Origin of the sequence: Amycolatopsis sp. NPDC052450, from assembly GCF_044547565.1 — a bacterium.
GTDB lineage: Bacteria > Actinomycetota > Actinomycetes > Mycobacteriales > Pseudonocardiaceae > Amycolatopsis.
On record NZ_JBIUAQ010000011.1, the window covers coordinates 239789 to 254301 of the forward strand.

The following is a 14513-nucleotide window of genomic DNA, read 5'->3' on the forward strand; positions in this document are numbered from 1 at the left end:
GGCGGGCGGCGACCGTGTGGATTTCTGGTCATCCAACGCCACAAAATCCACACGGTGCCCGCATCACCGGCCCGGTCACGACCGAGAGGTGACTGAACGTGAGGGGTGTGTGGATATAGGGACGCTCAACGTCCCTATATCCACACACCCCTCCGCCCGAGGCGCGTTTCGTCACCAACTTGCGGTGGTTCGTATCCCGAACTATCGCAAGTAGGTGACGAATTGCGGAGGGGGACGGGTCAGGCGAGGGTGAGCGACGTCGGCCGCACGGAGTCGCGGTCCGAAGCGGGGCGGGCGGCGAGGAGGTCGGCGACGGGACCGTGGCCGGGGAGTACTGCGTCGGGCTCGATTTCCAGCCAGGGGATCAGCACGCTCGCGCGCTCCGGCGTACCGGGATGCGGAAGCAGCAACTGGGGGTCGTCGGAGCGCACCCCGTCCACGGTCACTATGTCGACATCCAGCGTGCGCGGCCCCCAGCGGAGTTCGCGCACGCGTTCCGCCGCCTGCTCTGCGGCCTGCCCCGTGCGCAGCCAGTCCCAATGGTCACGCGCCGGGTCGTCGACCAGCACGACGGCGTTGAGGAAGTCCGGCTGATCCTCGACGCCCCACGCCTTGGTCTCGTAGACCGACGACACGGCGACGATCGCGGGCCGCACGGCGTCGACGGCGGACTGAAGGAACGCGAGCCGGTCCCCCAGATTGGAACCGAGCGAAAGCAGCGCGCGGCTCATCGTTCGCGTCGCACCGTGACGGCGACGTCGTCGAAGTTCAGCGGGATGGGCGCGGACGGTTTGTGCACCGTCACCTCGACGGCGCTCAGCCGCTCGTCGCGCAGCACCTCTTCGGCGATCTTCCCGGCGACGCTCTCGATGAGGTCGTACGGCTCGCCCGCGACGATCCCGGCGGCGAGTTCCGCGAGTTCGCCGTAGTGCAGCGTCTTGGTCAGGTCGTCGGAGGCGGCGGCCGGGCCGAGGTCCAGCCACACCACGATGTCGACGACGAACTCCTGCCCGTCCCGCTTCTCGTGGTCGAAGACCCCGTGCCTGCCGAAGACCCTCAATCCGGTCAACGTGATCCGGTCAGACAACGGGACTCCCCTTCCGCCAAGCCGCCGCGACGGTCACGGCGTCGATGCTCGCGCCCACCTCGTGTACCCGCACTCCCCAGGCTCCGGCCGCCGCGGCGAGCGCGGACACGGCCGCGGTCGCGTCCTCGCGGCCGTCCGGCGGAGCGGGCTTTCCGTCCTTTCCGGCCAAAAGGCGCCCGAGGAACCGTTTGCGCGAAGCGCCGACGAGAACCGGGAAACCCAGTGACAGAAGGGAATCCAGTCTGTTCAGCAGCGCCCAGTCGTGTTCGGCGTTCTTCGCGAACCCGAGCCCGGGGTCGAGCACGATCGCACTCTGGTCGACGCCCGCGGCGACCGCCTCGTCCACTCGGGACAGCAGTTCGGCGCGCACGTCCGCGACGACGTCCTCATAGGACGCCAGCGCGTTCATGTCCTTGCTGTGCCCGCGCCAGTGCATCAGTACGTACGGGGCACCGGTCTCGGCGGCGACCTTCGCCATGTTCGGATCGGCCAGCCCACCGGAGACGTCGTTGATGACGGACGCGCCCGCCTCGACCGCGGCGAGGGCGACCTCGGCGCGAGTGGTGTCCACGGACATCGCGACACCATCGGCGGCGAGTGAGCGGATCACCGGCATGATCCGGGAGATCTCGGTATCGGCGTCCACTCGGGACGCTCCCGGCCGCGTCGACTCCCCGCCGACGTCGATCAGATCCGCCCCGCGCGCCCACATCTCGTGCGCGTGCTCCAGCGCCTGCTCGACACCCAGGTAGCGGCCACCGTCCGAAAAGGAATCCGGGGTGACGTTCAGAATGCCCATCACCGCGCACCGGCCGGGCCGGGGCAGGGCGGTCATCGACGGCCCTTGATCAGATCCAGTGCCTCCGCCCGCGAGGACGCCGAAGTCTGCAGCAGCCCGCGCACCGCGGACGTCGTCGTCCTGGCGCCGGGTTTGCGGATGCCGCGCATGGCCATGCAGAGATGTTCGGCCTCGATCACGACGATCACGCCACGGGGCTTGAGCTTGCGCATCAGCGCGTCGGCGACCTGGGAGGTGATGCGCTCCTGGACCTGGGGGCGTTTGGCGTAGAGATCGACGAGGCGGGCCAGTTTGGACAGGCCGGTGACCTTGCCGTGCTCATTGGGGATGTAGCCGACATGGGCGACGCCATGGAATGACAGCAAGTGGTGTTCACAGGTACTGAACATCGGGATGTCCGTCACGAGCACGAGTTCTTCGTGTGCCTCGTCGAACGTGCGGTCCAGGACGTGGTCCGGCTCGGTGTAGAGCCCGGCGAACATTTCCCGGTAAGCGCGAGCGACCCGGGCCGGGGTCTCAAGGAGACCGTCCCGGTCCGGGTCCTCACCACAGGCGAGCAGGAGTTCGCGTACGGCTTTCTCGGCCCGGTCCTGATCGAAGACCGGGCTTGCGCCGTTACCGCTTGGTGTCGTCCTGTCCGTCGTCACGCCGTTGCTGTCCTTCGTCCTGCTGACCGCCGGGCTGGTCAGCGAACCAGCCGTCGCGCGGGCGGTCTTCGGCGGGACGCCAGGGCTGGTTCGGCTGGCCGCCCGGCTGCGTGGCCGGGGTCCATCCGGGAGGAGCCCCGTAGTTCGGCGGGCCGCCAACGGGCCCACCCTGGTAACCGCCTGCCGGACCACCCGGCTGCTGCCCACCATATGCCTGGGGCCAGTGACCGGTGCCGTTCGGCCCACCGTTGGGGCGACCACCGTTGGGGTAGGCGCCCGGCGGCGGCGGGGCGTACGGGTTCGCGTTCGGGTCCGGCGGCGGAGCGGGCTGCGTGTACGGCGGGCCACCGGGAAGGTCGCCGCCGCCCTGCGCGGTGCCGACCGGGGTCGGCGCCGGCTGCAGCACCGGCTGCTCCTTCTTCTCCTCCGGCGGCGGCCACGGCTCGCCGCGCTCCATCGCCAGCTCGCCGGGGGTCTTGATCGGCGGCTTGTCGGACGGCTTGCGGTCGCCGAACTCGTTGAAGATGGTGATGTGCGGGCGCTTCTCGACGGTCGCGAAGATCCGCTCGAGGTCCTTGCGGGTCAGCGTCTCCTTTTCGAGGAGCTCGATGACCAGCTCGTCCAGCACGTCACGGTAGGTGCTCAGCACGTGCCACGCCTCGGTGTGCGCGGTCTCGATGAGCTTGCGCACCTCCTCGTCGATCTCGTGCGCGACTTCCAGGGAGTAGTCCGCCTGACGGCCCGCCGAGCGGCCGAGGAACGGGTCGCCCTGCTCCTGGCCGTACTTGACCGCGCCGAGCCGGGCGCTCATGCCGTATTCGGTGACCATCGCGCGGGCGATCTTGGTCGCCTGCTCGATGTCGGAGGAGGCACCGGTGGTGGGCTCGTGGAAGACGAGCTCCTCCGCCGTCCGGCCGCCCATCGCGAAGACCAGGCGCCCGATCATCTCCGAACGGGTCATCAGCTCCTTGTCGTCCTCCGGGACGAGCAGGGCGTGACCGCCGGTGCGCCCGCGCGGCAGGATCGTCAGCTTGTAGACCGGTTCGATGTCCGGCATCGCCCACGCGGCGAGCGCGTGCCCGCCCTCGTGGTAGGCCGTGATCTTCTTCTCCTTCTCGGAGATGATCCGGCTCTTGCGGGCGGGGCCGCCGACGACGCGGTCGACGGACTCCTCCAGCGCGGCGTCGGTGATCACGTGCCCGTTCTCGCGGGCGGTGAGCAGCGCGGCCTCGTTGAGCACGTTCGCGAGGTCGGCGCCGGACATGCCGACGGTCCGCTTCGCGAGACCGCTCAGGTCGGTGCCCTGCGCGATCGGCTTGCCCTTGGCGTGCACCTCGAGGATCGCCTTGCGGCCGCGCATGTCCGGCGCGGACACCGGGATCTGGCGGTCGAACCGGCCGGGACGCAGGAGCGCCGGGTCGAGGATGTCGGGACGGTTGGTCGCGGCGATCAGGATGATGCCGCCGCGCGCGTCGAAGCCGTCCATCTCGACGAGGAGCTGGTTCAGCGTCTGCTCACGTTCGTCGTGGCCGCCGCCGAGGCCGGCGCCGCGCTGGCGGCCGACCGCGTCGATCTCGTCGACGAAGATGATGCAGGGCGCGTTCTGCTTGGCCTGCTCGAACAGGTCGCGGACACGGGACGCGCCGACACCGACGAACATCTCGACGAAGTCGGAACCGGAGATCGTGTAGAACGGCACGCCCGCCTCACCGGCGACGGCCCGCGCGAGCAGCGTCTTACCGGTACCGGGCGGCCCGTAGAGCAGCACGCCCTTGGGGATCTTCGCGCCGAGCGCCTGGTAGCGCGCCGGGTTCTGCAGGAAGTCCTTGATCTCGTACAGCTCTTCGACGGCCTCGTCGGCGCCCGCGACGTCCCCGAAGGTCGTCTTGGGCATGTCCTTGTTGAGCTGCTTGGCCTTCGACTTGCCGAAGTTGAGGACGCGGTTCCCGCCGCCTTGGGCGTTGTTCATCATCCACATCAGCAGGCCGAGCACCAGCGCCAGCGGGATGGCGAAGATCAGGATCTGCGTGAGGACGTTCTGCTGGGTGACCTTGGTGGTGAACTTGACCGGGTTGTCACCGCTCTTCAGGCCGATGAGCTGGCCGTAGATGGTGCCCGCGACGTTCGCCGGGTACTGCGCGATGATCTGGTCGACCTGCTGGCCGTCGACCTCGATCTTCTTGTTCAGCAGCAGCTTGATCTGCTGCTCCTTGTCCTCTTGCGAGGCTTCCTTGACGTTGTTCGTGGTGATCTGCTGGTTCGCGATCGAGATCGGCACCTGGGTATAGCCACGATCACTGTCGAAGATCGTGTTGTATGCGAGAAACGCCAGTACCGCCGCGAGAATCCAGAGCACTGGGTTCTTGAGCACGCTCTTCCGGTTCATACGACTCGGCCCTGGTGGCCTCGACCCTTCCTGGTTGGGCGGCTCCTGTGATACCCGCCATCACGATCTTGACGACCCATGGTGCTCCGACACCCGCCCCTCAGGATACCGCCCGCCTGGACGGACGAGGGTGGTGAGCCTCTCGGACGTAAACGGCGGACGCCGCGCGAGGGTTCCCGGAGCGTGAACGGGGCGGCCACCCTAACGTGTGTCAACCGCCACACCAGCGGCCATTTCGCCCAGTCGCGTGCGGAGTGTCTTGATGTCAGCGGGTGACACGGTGACCCATTCGCGGCCGTCCGGACCTGCCTGTGACGTGCTGAGGTAGCGCCCGCTGGCGGTGTCGAACCAGCCGAGGACCCGTGACCGCTGCTTGGCGCCCACGTGGGACCGGCTGTTCGCTGCCAGCTGACCGCCGCGCAGCCTCGGCTGGCCGGTGAGCTTGCCGAACGCCTCACGCGGATCCGCGGTGATGCGGTCACTGAGTGAGACGCGGGACTTCTCCTTGCGACGCACCTTCGCCGCTTCGGGCTCCTCGGCCTTCTTCGTCGGGTTGACGGCGGCACGGATCGGCTCGGTGCGGCGGGCGTCGTCGATCGGCAGCGTGACGGACGCCTCGGAGCCGCGCTGACCCGGCGGCAGCAGCTCGACGACCGCTGTCGGGAGACCGTCTGCGGGTGCCTCCCGCAGCCAGATCCCGGACTGGTCCTGGATCGCGATCACCCCGTCGCGGCCGTCGGTGGCGCCGAGCAGGGCGACCGTCGGGGCCTGGAACTCGGGGATGTGCAGCGCGTCGATGGTCAGCGAACCGCGGGCGAGGAGGTACAGCCAGTCCTCGATCCTCCGCTCCAGCCTTCCCCGGCCGTCGCGGATCCCGCGGGCCTGGAGTTCGACGTCGGTGCGCTGGCGCAACGCCCGGCGCTCGGCCTCCGTCGCGCCGTGCGAACGGACGCGCAGCGGATAAGGCACGTCGCCGAGCTCGGCGGACTCCCAGAGGAAGTCGAACGCCATCGGTGTGAAGTGTTCTTGGTGCATGCTCCGTGCCCTCCCGGCACCTTGGCTCCTGGGCCTCGGGACACCCAGGGGGTTCACGATAGCGAAGGGGTACGACAGTCGGCGGCCGGATCCGGGAAACGTCCGTGTTCCGGGCGCCGGGACGTGCAATGAAAGGCCCCTTCATTGCAAATTTTGCAATGAAGGGGCCTTTCATTGCACGCGAAGGGACCGAGAGATCAGCGTGCGGGCGAAGCGTCCGCCGCGATCTTCCCCAGCATTTCCGTGAGCCGGTGCCGCAGGGTCGCCGGGTCCGCGGGCGCGATGGTGATCCAGTCCCGTCCGTCGGAACCGCGCGTGGCCTGGGTGAAGTACCGGCCGGACTGGGTGTCGAACCAGCTCAGCACCGAAGACCGGGTTCGCGTGCCGTGTTTGCTGCGCGCGTTGGCGCCGAACTGGCCACCGCGAAGCCGCGGCTGCGCCTGGAGCCGCGACAGGGCCTTGCGGTCCTCGTCGGACGTCGCCGAGCCGTCGACCTGCGGCTGACGACGCTGGAGGAAGTCCGCGCCCGAGGCGCCGACCAGGCCGTCCAGCGGGAGGGTGATCGACTTCTCCGTGCCGCGCGAACCCGGCGGCAGGAGGGAGACGATCGCGCTCGCGAGGCCGTCCGGGGCGATGGGGTGGAAGTGGAATCCGCGCGGGTCCTGCACCGTCAGCAGGCCTTGCCCGCCGAGCAGCGAGGCGACCGCGAGCAGCGGTTCGGTGCCGGGATTGTTGAGCTGGACGCAGTCCAGGCTCAGGTCCGGCCGCGCGAGGACACCGAAGTAGTCCTCGATATGCGGTTCGGGACGGCCGCGTTCGTCGGCGAGACGACGCTGGTTCAGCGACTGGAGCGTCTGCGTCCGCAGCGCGCCGCGCTCGTCCATGGTCGCCCCGTGCGAGCGGAGCCGCAGCGGGTACGGCAGTTCACCGGCGTTCGCGCTTTCCCACAGGAAGTCCAGCTCGACCGGGGTGAGCAGGTCACCGTTCGCCATTTTCCGCCCCCAAACAAGTCAGCGGGCGCGCGGCCGGATCGGCCGCGCGCCCGGTGAAAAACCGCTCTAGCGTTCGTCGTCTTCGGTCCAGGCGCCGATGACCGGCGGCGGGGTCGCCTCGTTGGCGCCGAAGGCGTCGTCCGGGTCCGGCTCGATGAGGAACGACGCGTGCGTGTGCTCCTCTTCCTGCTCGGCCTGCGCGCCGGGGGCGCCCATGCCCATGCCGCCGCCCATGCCCTGCATCGGCGGCGGGGTGGCGCCGATGGTGCCGCTGGAGGACACGATGCCCTGCTGCGGCACGGCCTGGGACGCGGCGCTCTGCGCGGGGGCCTTCTCGGTGGCCGACGCGTCGGTGCTGTCGGTGTCCTTGGCGCCGGACTTGTTGCCCTGTCCGAGCGCCTTGGCGCCGGCGTAGCCGAGGCCGCCGCCGAGCGCGGCCGCGGTGAGGGCCTGGCCGAGTCCGTTGCCGCCGCTCGCCGGGGCGTGCGGGGTCGCCATCGGGGCGCCCGCGCCGGAGGCGACGCCGGCACCCGGCGCGACACCGGAAGCCGGCAGGTTCCCCGCGGCGGGGGTGTAGCCGGCCTGCGAGAACGAACCCGCGTCCGGACCGGCCTGGAGCGGGGCCCCGACGCTGCCGTGCGCGCCGCCGTAGCCGTGCGTGCCGGCGAGGACCGGCGTACCGGAGACCGCACCCGAGTTGAGGCCCGGGCCGCCGACGCTGCCGACACCGCTGAACGAAGCGCTGTTGTGCGTGGCGGTCGGCTTCATGCCGAGGGATTCGGGGCCGAAGCTCGGGGTCGAGCTGTCGACCTCGCTCATCTCCTTGGTGTAGGCCTCGAGGAACCTGGCCTGCTCCGCCCGCACTTCCTTGTCCTGGTCGGCGAGGGGCTTCTGGTCGGTGATCATGCCGACCGGACCGGCCGCGAGGGCCTGCGCCATCGCCTTCTCCGGGCTGTAGTCGGTCGGCTTCGGCATGAGCTTGACCTTGGTGGCCGCGTCGGCCTGCTTCTGCAGCCTGTCCGACATCGTGCGCGCGGCCTCGGATGCCTGCGAACCCGAGTTCGCGATGGCGACCAGCGAACCCTGCGCGGCGGCCGCGCCCTGTCCGATCCAGGCGGCGCCGAGTTCGGAGATCGCGTTGTAGAGGTCGTTCGAGGCCTGGCTCAGCTTGCTGCCGTGCGAACCCCAGGACTGGCTGATGCTGGTCGCGGTGCTCGGGTCGTTGCCGAGGTTGGCCTGGTTCCACAGGTCCTGGCTGCTCGCGGCGCTTTCCCAGTTCGGCGGGTTGGTGATGGCGCGGTCGGCGCCGATGTCGAACCCGTCGGAACGGCCGCGGGCGGACGACACGATGCCCTCGGCGTGCGAGTTGTCGCCGAGCTGGACCGGCGTGCTGGTGCTGCTCTCGCCGTAAGAGTCGGCGCTGTGCTTCGGTGGCATGGCTTTCTGACTCCCCCTCAGACGTTACGGAACGGCTCGGCGGCGGCCTGGTCGATCTCGTGGTACCGGGCCATCGCGATCACGATGCCGGACTCCGCGGCCTCGTACTGCTGGTACAGGTTCTGGAGTGCCGCGGCGTACGAGTCGCCGCCGCCGTCGGCGCGGTTCGCCACCTTCGCGGCGATCGCGTTGCCGACCGGGTTGTTGCCCAGCTTCGGCGCCTGCCCGAGGTCGCCCGCGCGCTGCAGCAGGGCCTCGACGGCGTCCTTGCCGGTGCGGATCTTGTTCAGGGCGGTCTGGGCCGCGTCCGGGTCGATCCCGACCTGACCCTGGGCCGCGGCGTTCTTGAACGCGTTCGCGTCCGCCAAGCTGCTGTTCCCCATCTGAGCTCTCTCCGTTTCCCCCGGGCCAGGCCACGATGGCTTCGTCGGCATTGGTCTTCGCATAGGTTAACGCACTTGATCGAAGCCTATGACGCGTTCTCGGTGCTCAGGGTTCCGCATTTCCCCGGACGCGGGCAAGCGGTTCTCAGGACGTGTAAACGTGCGGATCCAGGGTGCCGATGTAGGGCAGGTCCCGGTAACGCTCCGCGTAGTCCAGGCCGTATCCGACTACGAATTCGTTGGGGATGTCGAACCCGATGTACTTGACCGGTACGTCGACCTTGACCGCCTCGGGCTTGCGCAGGAGCGAGACGACCTCGAGCGAGGCCGGGTTGCGGCTGGCGAGGTTCTTCAACAGCCAGGACAGCGTGAGCCCGGAGTCGACGATGTCCTCGACGATGAGGACGTCGCGGCCGGCGATGTCGCGGTCGAGGTCCTTGAGGATCCGCACCACGCCGGACGACGACGTCGCCGAGCCGTAGGAGGAGACCGCCATGAACTCGAGCTGCGAAGGAAGAGGGAGTGCCCTGGCGAAGTCGGTCATGAACATCACCGCGCCCTTGAGCACGCCGACGAGCAGGAGGTCACCCCGCCCCGCGCCGGGGCCGTCGGCCGGATAGTCCGCGGCGACCTGCGCGGACAGTTCGGCGATCTTGTCGTTGATCTGCTGCTCGGTGACGAGCACGGAGGCGATCTCGCCTTCGTACACGGGACGATCCCCTCTAGGTGGTGGACTGGGGTGCTTCGAGCAAGAGCCTGCCATGCGCCCGCTTGGCCACCAACTCGCCGGGTAGCCAGACCCCGCCCTGGCCCCGCCAATTCCCCACCAGCGCGTCGACCGAACGCAGGTGGGCGTCGGTGAGTTCGCGGACCCCGGAGTCCAGCAGCCACCTGCGGAGGACGCGCCGCCGCAGCGCGGGCGGTTCGGTGGCGAGCACCGCGGCGTCGAGCCCTTCCCCGGTGAAGGCGCGCAGGTGGACCTCGGCCGCGAGTGTGTCCAACGCCTCGGTGTCCTCGCGCAGTTGCGCCGCCGTGCGGGCCAGCGAGGCCGCGACACCTCCGGAGAGCACCTCCTCCAGAAGGGGCAGTACTTCCGTCCGTAACCGGACACGGGTGAACCGCGGGTCGTCGTTGTGCGGGTCCTGCCACGGGTCGACGCCGAGGGCCCGGCACGCCTGCCGGGTGGTGGCGCGGGTGACGCCGAGCAGCGGCCGCCCCCATGGCGGGTCGTGCGGCCGCATCCCGGCCACCGATCGCGGTCCGGAGCCCCGGCCGAGGCCGAGGAGGACGGTTTCGGCCTGGTCGTCGAGGGTGTGGCCGAGCAGGACGAGGCCGTGCCCGCCGGGGAGCGCCGAACGCAAGGCGCCGTAGCGGGCCCGGCGGGCCGCGGCTTCCGGCCCGCCCGCGCCCTCGACCCGCACTTTCAGGACCTCGGCGGTGTCGGCGCCCAGTTCCCGCGCGGTACTCGCGGCTTGAGCGGCGGTCTCGGCGGAACCGGCCTGGAGGCCGTGGTCGACGACGAGTGCCCGCACCTTCAGCCCGGCGCGGGAGCCGGCGAACGCCGCCGCTTCGGCCAAGGCCAGGGAGTCCGCGCCGCCGGAGACGGCGACACACACCTCGTCGGCGACGGTCGCCGACGCCAGGAAATCCCGTACGGCCGACCGCACGGCCGCGATCGCCGGATCCGGTCCGCTCACCCGTGCAGGCGCCGCACCCAGGCCGCCGGATCGGTGATCTCGGCCCTGGTCGGCAACGTGTTCGGCGAAGTCCACACCGCGTTGAAGCCGTCCATGCCGACGGCGTCGACGACGTGCTTGGTGAACTTCGCGCCCTGTTCGTACTGGCGCAGCTTCGCGTCCACGCCGAGCAGGCTGCGCAGCACGCGGTCGATCAGCCCGCCGCCCTTGCGCCGCGCGGTGAACCGCGAACGGATCAGCTCGACACTCGGCACGACCTGCGGCCCGACGGCGTCCATCACGAAATCGGCGTGCCCCTCCAGCAACGTGGAGAGGGCGAGGAGCCGGTCGAACACCGCGCGTTCGCTCGGCGACTGCAGGAGTTCGGCGAGCCCGGCGCCGCCCGCCCTGCCCTTGCCGATCTGCTTGATGGTGTCCGGCAGACGGCCGACCAGATCGCTCAGCCCGTCCGCGTCACGGCCGGCGAGCCCGCCGATCAGGCGCTCGACCTCGTCGGCGAAGTAGTCGCGCAGCCAGGTGACCGCGGTGAACTGCAACCGGTGGGTGCATTCGTGCAGGCACACCCACAGCCGGAAATCGTGCCCCGGCACGTCCATCGCCTGCTGGGCGGCGACCACGTTCGGCGCGACGAGCACCAGCTGCCCACGGCGTTCCGGCCCGCCGAACGGGTCGTACTGGCCGAGCACGCGGGAAGCCAGGAAGGCGAGCACCAGACCGGTCTGGACACCGGCGCCACCCGCCAGCACGGGCGCCAGCGGACCACCCTGTGCCTCCGGCAGCGCGCGCCCGGTGAGCGCGTCGAGCCCCGCGGCGGCCGAGCGGACCCAGCCGGGCCTGTCGACGACTTCGGCGGGCAGCAGCGGCAGGTCGAGGCCGAGCCCGGTCAGCTCGCGGACGTGCCCCTCCGCCTCACTGGTCAGCTCGCGCAGATCGGCGACGGCTTCTTCGGCCACTTCGCGGTCGACCGCCGGACCGCCACGCACCAGGAGGGCGCCCGTCGAGGCGGCCAGGGACCAGTCGACCATCGAACGTGTCTTGGTCGGCGTTTCCTCAGTCACTCTTATGACGCTACCCGCTGGAAGACCGGTTTCCGTCCCGACTTCCTCACGCTCCGATTCCGGTCGCTCACCGGCAGCCGCACTTGTGCAGCGTCGCGGCGACGACGTCGAGCGCGGCCCTGCCCTTGTTCTGGTCCGAACCGGACGACATCAGCGCGAAGACGAGCATCCGGCCGTCGGTGTCCAGCACCACGCCCGCCAGGGTGTTCACCCCGGACAGCGTGCCGGTCTTGCCGCGCACCCAGCCGCGGCCCGCGGCCGACGCGGGATCGCCGTAGCGCCTTTCCAGCGTCCCGCTGCCGCCCGCGACGGGAAGGCCCGCCAGCAGGGGCCGCAGTTTGGCCGTCCGCGGATCCTTGCCGTCCGGCGCCGCCGCGACCGCGAGGATCTCGCTGAGCGCCTTGGCCGGGATCTTGTTCTGGTCGGACAGTCCGCTGCCGTCGTTGATCTGGACGCCGGTGAGGTCGAATCCGGCCTGCTTGAGCACGTCCATCGTCGCGGCCGCGCCGCCGGTGAACGACGGCTCGGCGCCCTTCGCGAGCGCGAGCTGGCGGGCGAGGACGTCGGCCATCAGGTTGTCCGAAAGCTGCAGCAGCGAGTTGGCGAACTCCGCGAGCGGCTGCGACTTGACCTCGCCGAGCACCTTCGCGTCCTTCGGCGCCGTCGTCGTACCGCCGGCTTGGGCTTCGAGCTTCCCCGCGATCTTCTGGGTCAGCGCGGCCGCCGGATTCGCGATACGGGGCGAATGGTCGTTCTTCGGGTCGGTGCGGCCGCCGTCGGCCATCACGGGGAGGACCGGCGCCATGTAGGTGTTCCCGGCGGCGGTGTCCTCCGGATCCCAGCCCTTCGCCGACGTCGGGCCCTTGAACAGGCTGATGTCCAGCTGGACCTTGGAAATCTTGCCGCCGCCCGCCTTCTTGACCTGGGCGACGAGGTCGTCGACGTGCGCGGCGCCGGGGTACAGCGGCGAGTCGGTGCCCAGCGGCAGCGACGTCAGCGAGGGGTCGCCGCCCGCGACGAGGACCACCGTGCCCGGCTCGGCGCCCTGGACGATCTTCGTCGAGAACTGCGTCCCGTGGTCCATCGACAGCAGCGCGGCCGCCACGACGAGGATCTTCGTGGTCGACGCCGGGGTCAGCGGGGTGCCGGAGTTCTTGTCCCAGAGGACGTCGCCGGTCGCCGCGTCCACGACGGTGCCGGTGAGCGTGCCGAGGTCGGCGGCACCGGCGGGACCGGCCAGCGCGGCCGCGAGCCCTTCCTTCGTCGGCGCGACGCCGTTGACGTCAGGTCCGTGCAGGACCCGGGTGACACCGGCGGGCTTCGGGATCTCCCCCTTCGGCGCGTTCGGCGCCCAAGGCAGGCCGAGCCGGTTCGACACCTTCGGCATCGCGGCGGCGGCGCCCATCCCGGCGAGCAACAGGACGACGACCAGGGTCGTGATCAGCAGGGCCTTGCGCTTGCGCTTCGGCTTCGGCGCGGGCGCGGCCTCGGATTCGGCTGTTGGAGGCTCCTGGGACGGCGGCTCGGGCCGCTGGATCCCGACGGTGGCTTCGGAGTCGAAGCGCTCTTCGGACGGCTCGATGCGGACCGGGCGCGCGTGCATGGTCGCGGACGGGACCGGCGCGGGAAGCGGCGGCTCGACCCGGTTCTGCTCGGGACGGCGCGGCGGCTCCTGACGCGGAGGTTCCTGCCTCGGGGGTTCCTGGCTCGGCTCGGGTCTCGAGGGCTCGGCGTCACGGTGCGGGGTGGCGGCGCCCCGGTCGAACTGGTCCCAGTCCGGTTCGTCCTTGTGCTGCGGCTGGACCGGCTTGACGAAGAGCGTCTTCGGCTCTTCGTGCTGCTCCGCCTCGGGCGGCTTCACCGGCGTCACCGGCTCGAAGGCGGACCACTGCGGTGTCGGGGTCTCCGGAACGTCCGGTTCCTCGTCGATGTCACTGACCTCGACGACGGGCTGGAACCACGAGCCACTTTCGGGTGTGACCTTCGGCACTGACAGCTCTTCGGTCTTGCCGTTCGCCAGGCCCGACATGGGCAGCCAGACGGTGGCCTCACCCTCCCTCTTGGCGCCCTTGGGCTCGGCGGATGAGGTGTCCTTGTCGTCCGACGGCCACATCGGGACATCGTTTTCCGGCACTCAACGCTCCTTCATCCACCGTCCGGGGAAGGGGCCAAGCTCACATACGACCACATCGATGCGACCGCCCGAGCCCCCGTGGTCCACACTAGTGAAGACAAGACCATGAACTCGGTGAGCCGTCCGCGACGGCGGGGCGTACCAAAGACGAGAGCAGCGAGGCCGGCGTGGAATTCGACGTCACTATCGAAATCCCCAAGGGGGAGCGCAACAAGTACGAGGTGGACCACAAGACCGGTCGGATCAAACTCGACCGGACGCTGTTCACCGCCACGCAGTACCCCGCCGACTACGGGTTCATCGACGACACCCTCGGCCAGGACGGCGACCCGCTCGACGTGCTGGTGCTCGTCCAGGAGCCGACGTTCCCCGGCTGCCTGATCCGCTGCCGCGCGATCGGCATGTTCCGGATGACCGACGAGAAGGGCCCGGACGACAAGGTCCTCGCGGTCCCGACGAACGACCCGCGCCTGGAGCACCTGCGCGACATCCACCACCTCAACGAGTTCCACAAGCTCGAGATCCAGCACTTCTTCGAGGTGTACAAGGACCTGGAGCCGGGCAAGAGCGTCGAGGGTTCGAGCTGGGTCGGGCGTTCCGAGGCCGAGGCCGAGATCCAGCGTTCGTTCGAGCGTGAGACCGACCGGCTGGCCAAGGAGGCCGTCGACGGTCCGGCGGCTCACTAGTCGCTTAAGTGCCGAAGGGGCCCTTCACCGCATCACGTGCGATGAAGGGCCCCTTCGCCTCTAAGCACTCACGGATCGCCCGCCGGCCGTGGGGGGGGGGGGGGCGCGGGGGGGGGGGGGGGGGGGCCACGGGGGTTGGGGGCCGCCCCCCCCCCCCCCACCCCCCCCGAAA

14 protein-coding genes are annotated in these 14513 nt (G+C 70.2%); 1 reads left to right on the plus strand and 13 read right to left on the minus strand.

Annotation, left to right across the window (positions count from 1 at the left end):
• Positions 1-239 precede the first annotated feature (239 nt).
• From folK to dacB, 13 genes are all read right to left on the minus strand, one after another.
• Positions 240-731 carry a 2-amino-4-hydroxy-6-hydroxymethyldihydropteridine diphosphokinase gene (folK, locus tag ACIHAO_RS20810; protein WP_396560128.1) on the minus strand — a complete coding sequence of 164 codons (492 nt, stop codon included), beginning with the start codon at positions 729-731 and terminating at the stop codon, positions 240-242.
• On the minus strand, positions 728-1087 hold the full coding sequence (gene folB / locus ACIHAO_RS20815) for a dihydroneopterin aldolase (protein WP_396560130.1): 360 nt from the start codon (positions 1085-1087) through the stop codon (positions 728-730). Before folB ends, folK begins: the two co-directional genes overlap by 4 nt.
• Positions 1080-1922: a dihydropteroate synthase gene (gene folP, locus ACIHAO_RS20820; RefSeq protein ID WP_396560132.1), complete on the minus strand. Its 843-nt coding sequence runs from the start codon at positions 1920-1922 to the stop codon at positions 1080-1082. Before folP ends, folB begins: the two co-directional genes overlap by 8 nt.
• Entirely contained in the window at positions 1919-2533 is a 615-nt protein-coding gene (folE, locus tag ACIHAO_RS20825) for a GTP cyclohydrolase I FolE (protein ID WP_396560134.1), read from the minus strand. Before folE ends, folP begins: the two co-directional genes overlap by 4 nt.
• On the minus strand, positions 2502-4919 hold the full coding sequence (gene ftsH, locus ACIHAO_RS20830) for an ATP-dependent zinc metalloprotease FtsH (RefSeq protein ID WP_396560136.1): 2418 nt from the start codon (positions 4917-4919) through the stop codon (positions 2502-2504). Before ftsH ends, folE begins: the two co-directional genes overlap by 32 nt.
• A gap of 201 nt (positions 4920-5120) precedes the next feature.
• Positions 5121-5954 (minus strand): ESX secretion-associated protein EspG, encoded by an 834-nt coding sequence (locus ACIHAO_RS20835; RefSeq protein WP_396560138.1) that lies wholly within the window; start codon positions 5952-5954, stop codon positions 5121-5123.
• A 197-nt stretch (positions 5955-6151) separates the two neighbouring features.
• Complete coding sequence (locus ACIHAO_RS20840; RefSeq protein ID WP_396560140.1) at positions 6152-6946, minus strand: ESX secretion-associated protein EspG; 795 nt, start codon at positions 6944-6946, stop codon at positions 6152-6154.
• Between the two features lie 66 nt (positions 6947-7012).
• Positions 7013-8383, minus strand: coding sequence for a WXG100 family type VII secretion target (locus tag ACIHAO_RS20845; RefSeq protein ID WP_396560142.1), 1371 nt, complete (start codon positions 8381-8383; stop codon positions 7013-7015).
• 17 nt (positions 8384-8400) lie between these two features.
• Positions 8401-8766, minus strand: a complete 366-nt coding sequence (locus tag ACIHAO_RS20850) for a hypothetical protein (protein WP_125791195.1) — start codon at positions 8764-8766, stop codon at positions 8401-8403.
• Between the two features lie 145 nt (positions 8767-8911).
• Entirely contained in the window at positions 8912-9475 is a 564-nt protein-coding gene (gene hpt, locus ACIHAO_RS20855; RefSeq protein ID WP_396560144.1) for a hypoxanthine phosphoribosyltransferase, read from the minus strand.
• A gap of 13 nt (positions 9476-9488) precedes the next feature.
• A complete protein-coding gene (tilS, locus tag ACIHAO_RS20860; RefSeq protein ID WP_396560146.1) occupies positions 9489-10463 on the minus strand; it encodes a tRNA lysidine(34) synthetase TilS in 975 nt (324 codons plus the stop codon).
• Positions 10460-11488, minus strand: a complete 1029-nt coding sequence (locus ACIHAO_RS20865; protein ID WP_396560158.1) for a zinc-dependent metalloprotease — start codon at positions 11486-11488, stop codon at positions 10460-10462. Before ACIHAO_RS20865 ends, tilS begins: the two co-directional genes overlap by 4 nt.
• Positions 11489-11588: 100 nt before the next feature.
• On the minus strand, positions 11589-13655 hold the full coding sequence (gene dacB, locus ACIHAO_RS20870; RefSeq protein ID WP_396560148.1) for a D-alanyl-D-alanine carboxypeptidase/D-alanyl-D-alanine-endopeptidase: 2067 nt from the start codon (positions 13653-13655) through the stop codon (positions 11589-11591).
• A gap of 167 nt (positions 13656-13822) precedes the next feature.
• On the opposite strand from dacB, the gene ACIHAO_RS20875 reads away from it, so the two are divergent.
• Positions 13823-14341 (plus strand): inorganic diphosphatase, encoded by a 519-nt coding sequence (locus tag ACIHAO_RS20875; protein WP_125786179.1) that lies wholly within the window; start codon positions 13823-13825, stop codon positions 14339-14341.
• The last annotated feature ends 172 nt before the right edge of the window (positions 14342-14513 follow it).

Excerpts from the sequence above, each read along its gene's own strand:
- ACIHAO_RS20835 (WP_396560138.1), bottom strand. The coding sequence starts at position 5,954 with ATGCACCAAGAACACTTCACACCGATGGCGTTCGACTTCCTCTGGGAG.
- folP (WP_396560132.1), bottom strand. The coding sequence starts at position 1,922 with ATGACCGCCCTGCCCCGGCCCGGCCGGTGCGCGGTGATGGGCATTCTG.
- ACIHAO_RS20845 (WP_396560142.1), bottom strand. The coding sequence starts at position 8,383 with ATGCCACCGAAGCACAGCGCCGACTCTTACGGCGAGAGCAGCACCAGC.
- ftsH (WP_396560136.1), bottom strand. The coding sequence starts at position 4,919 with ATGAACCGGAAGAGCGTGCTCAAGAACCCAGTGCTCTGGATTCTCGCG.
- folK (WP_396560128.1), bottom strand. The coding sequence starts at position 731 with ATGAGCCGCGCGCTGCTTTCGCTCGGTTCCAATCTGGGGGACCGGCTC.
- ACIHAO_RS20865 (WP_396560158.1), bottom strand. The coding sequence starts at position 11,488 with ATGGTCGACTGGTCCCTGGCCGCCTCGACGGGCGCCCTCCTGGTGCGT.
- ACIHAO_RS20840 (WP_396560140.1), bottom strand. The coding sequence starts at position 6,946 with ATGGCGAACGGTGACCTGCTCACCCCGGTCGAGCTGGACTTCCTGTGG.
- ACIHAO_RS20850 (WP_125791195.1), bottom strand. The coding sequence starts at position 8,766 with ATGGGGAACAGCAGCTTGGCGGACGCGAACGCGTTCAAGAACGCCGCG.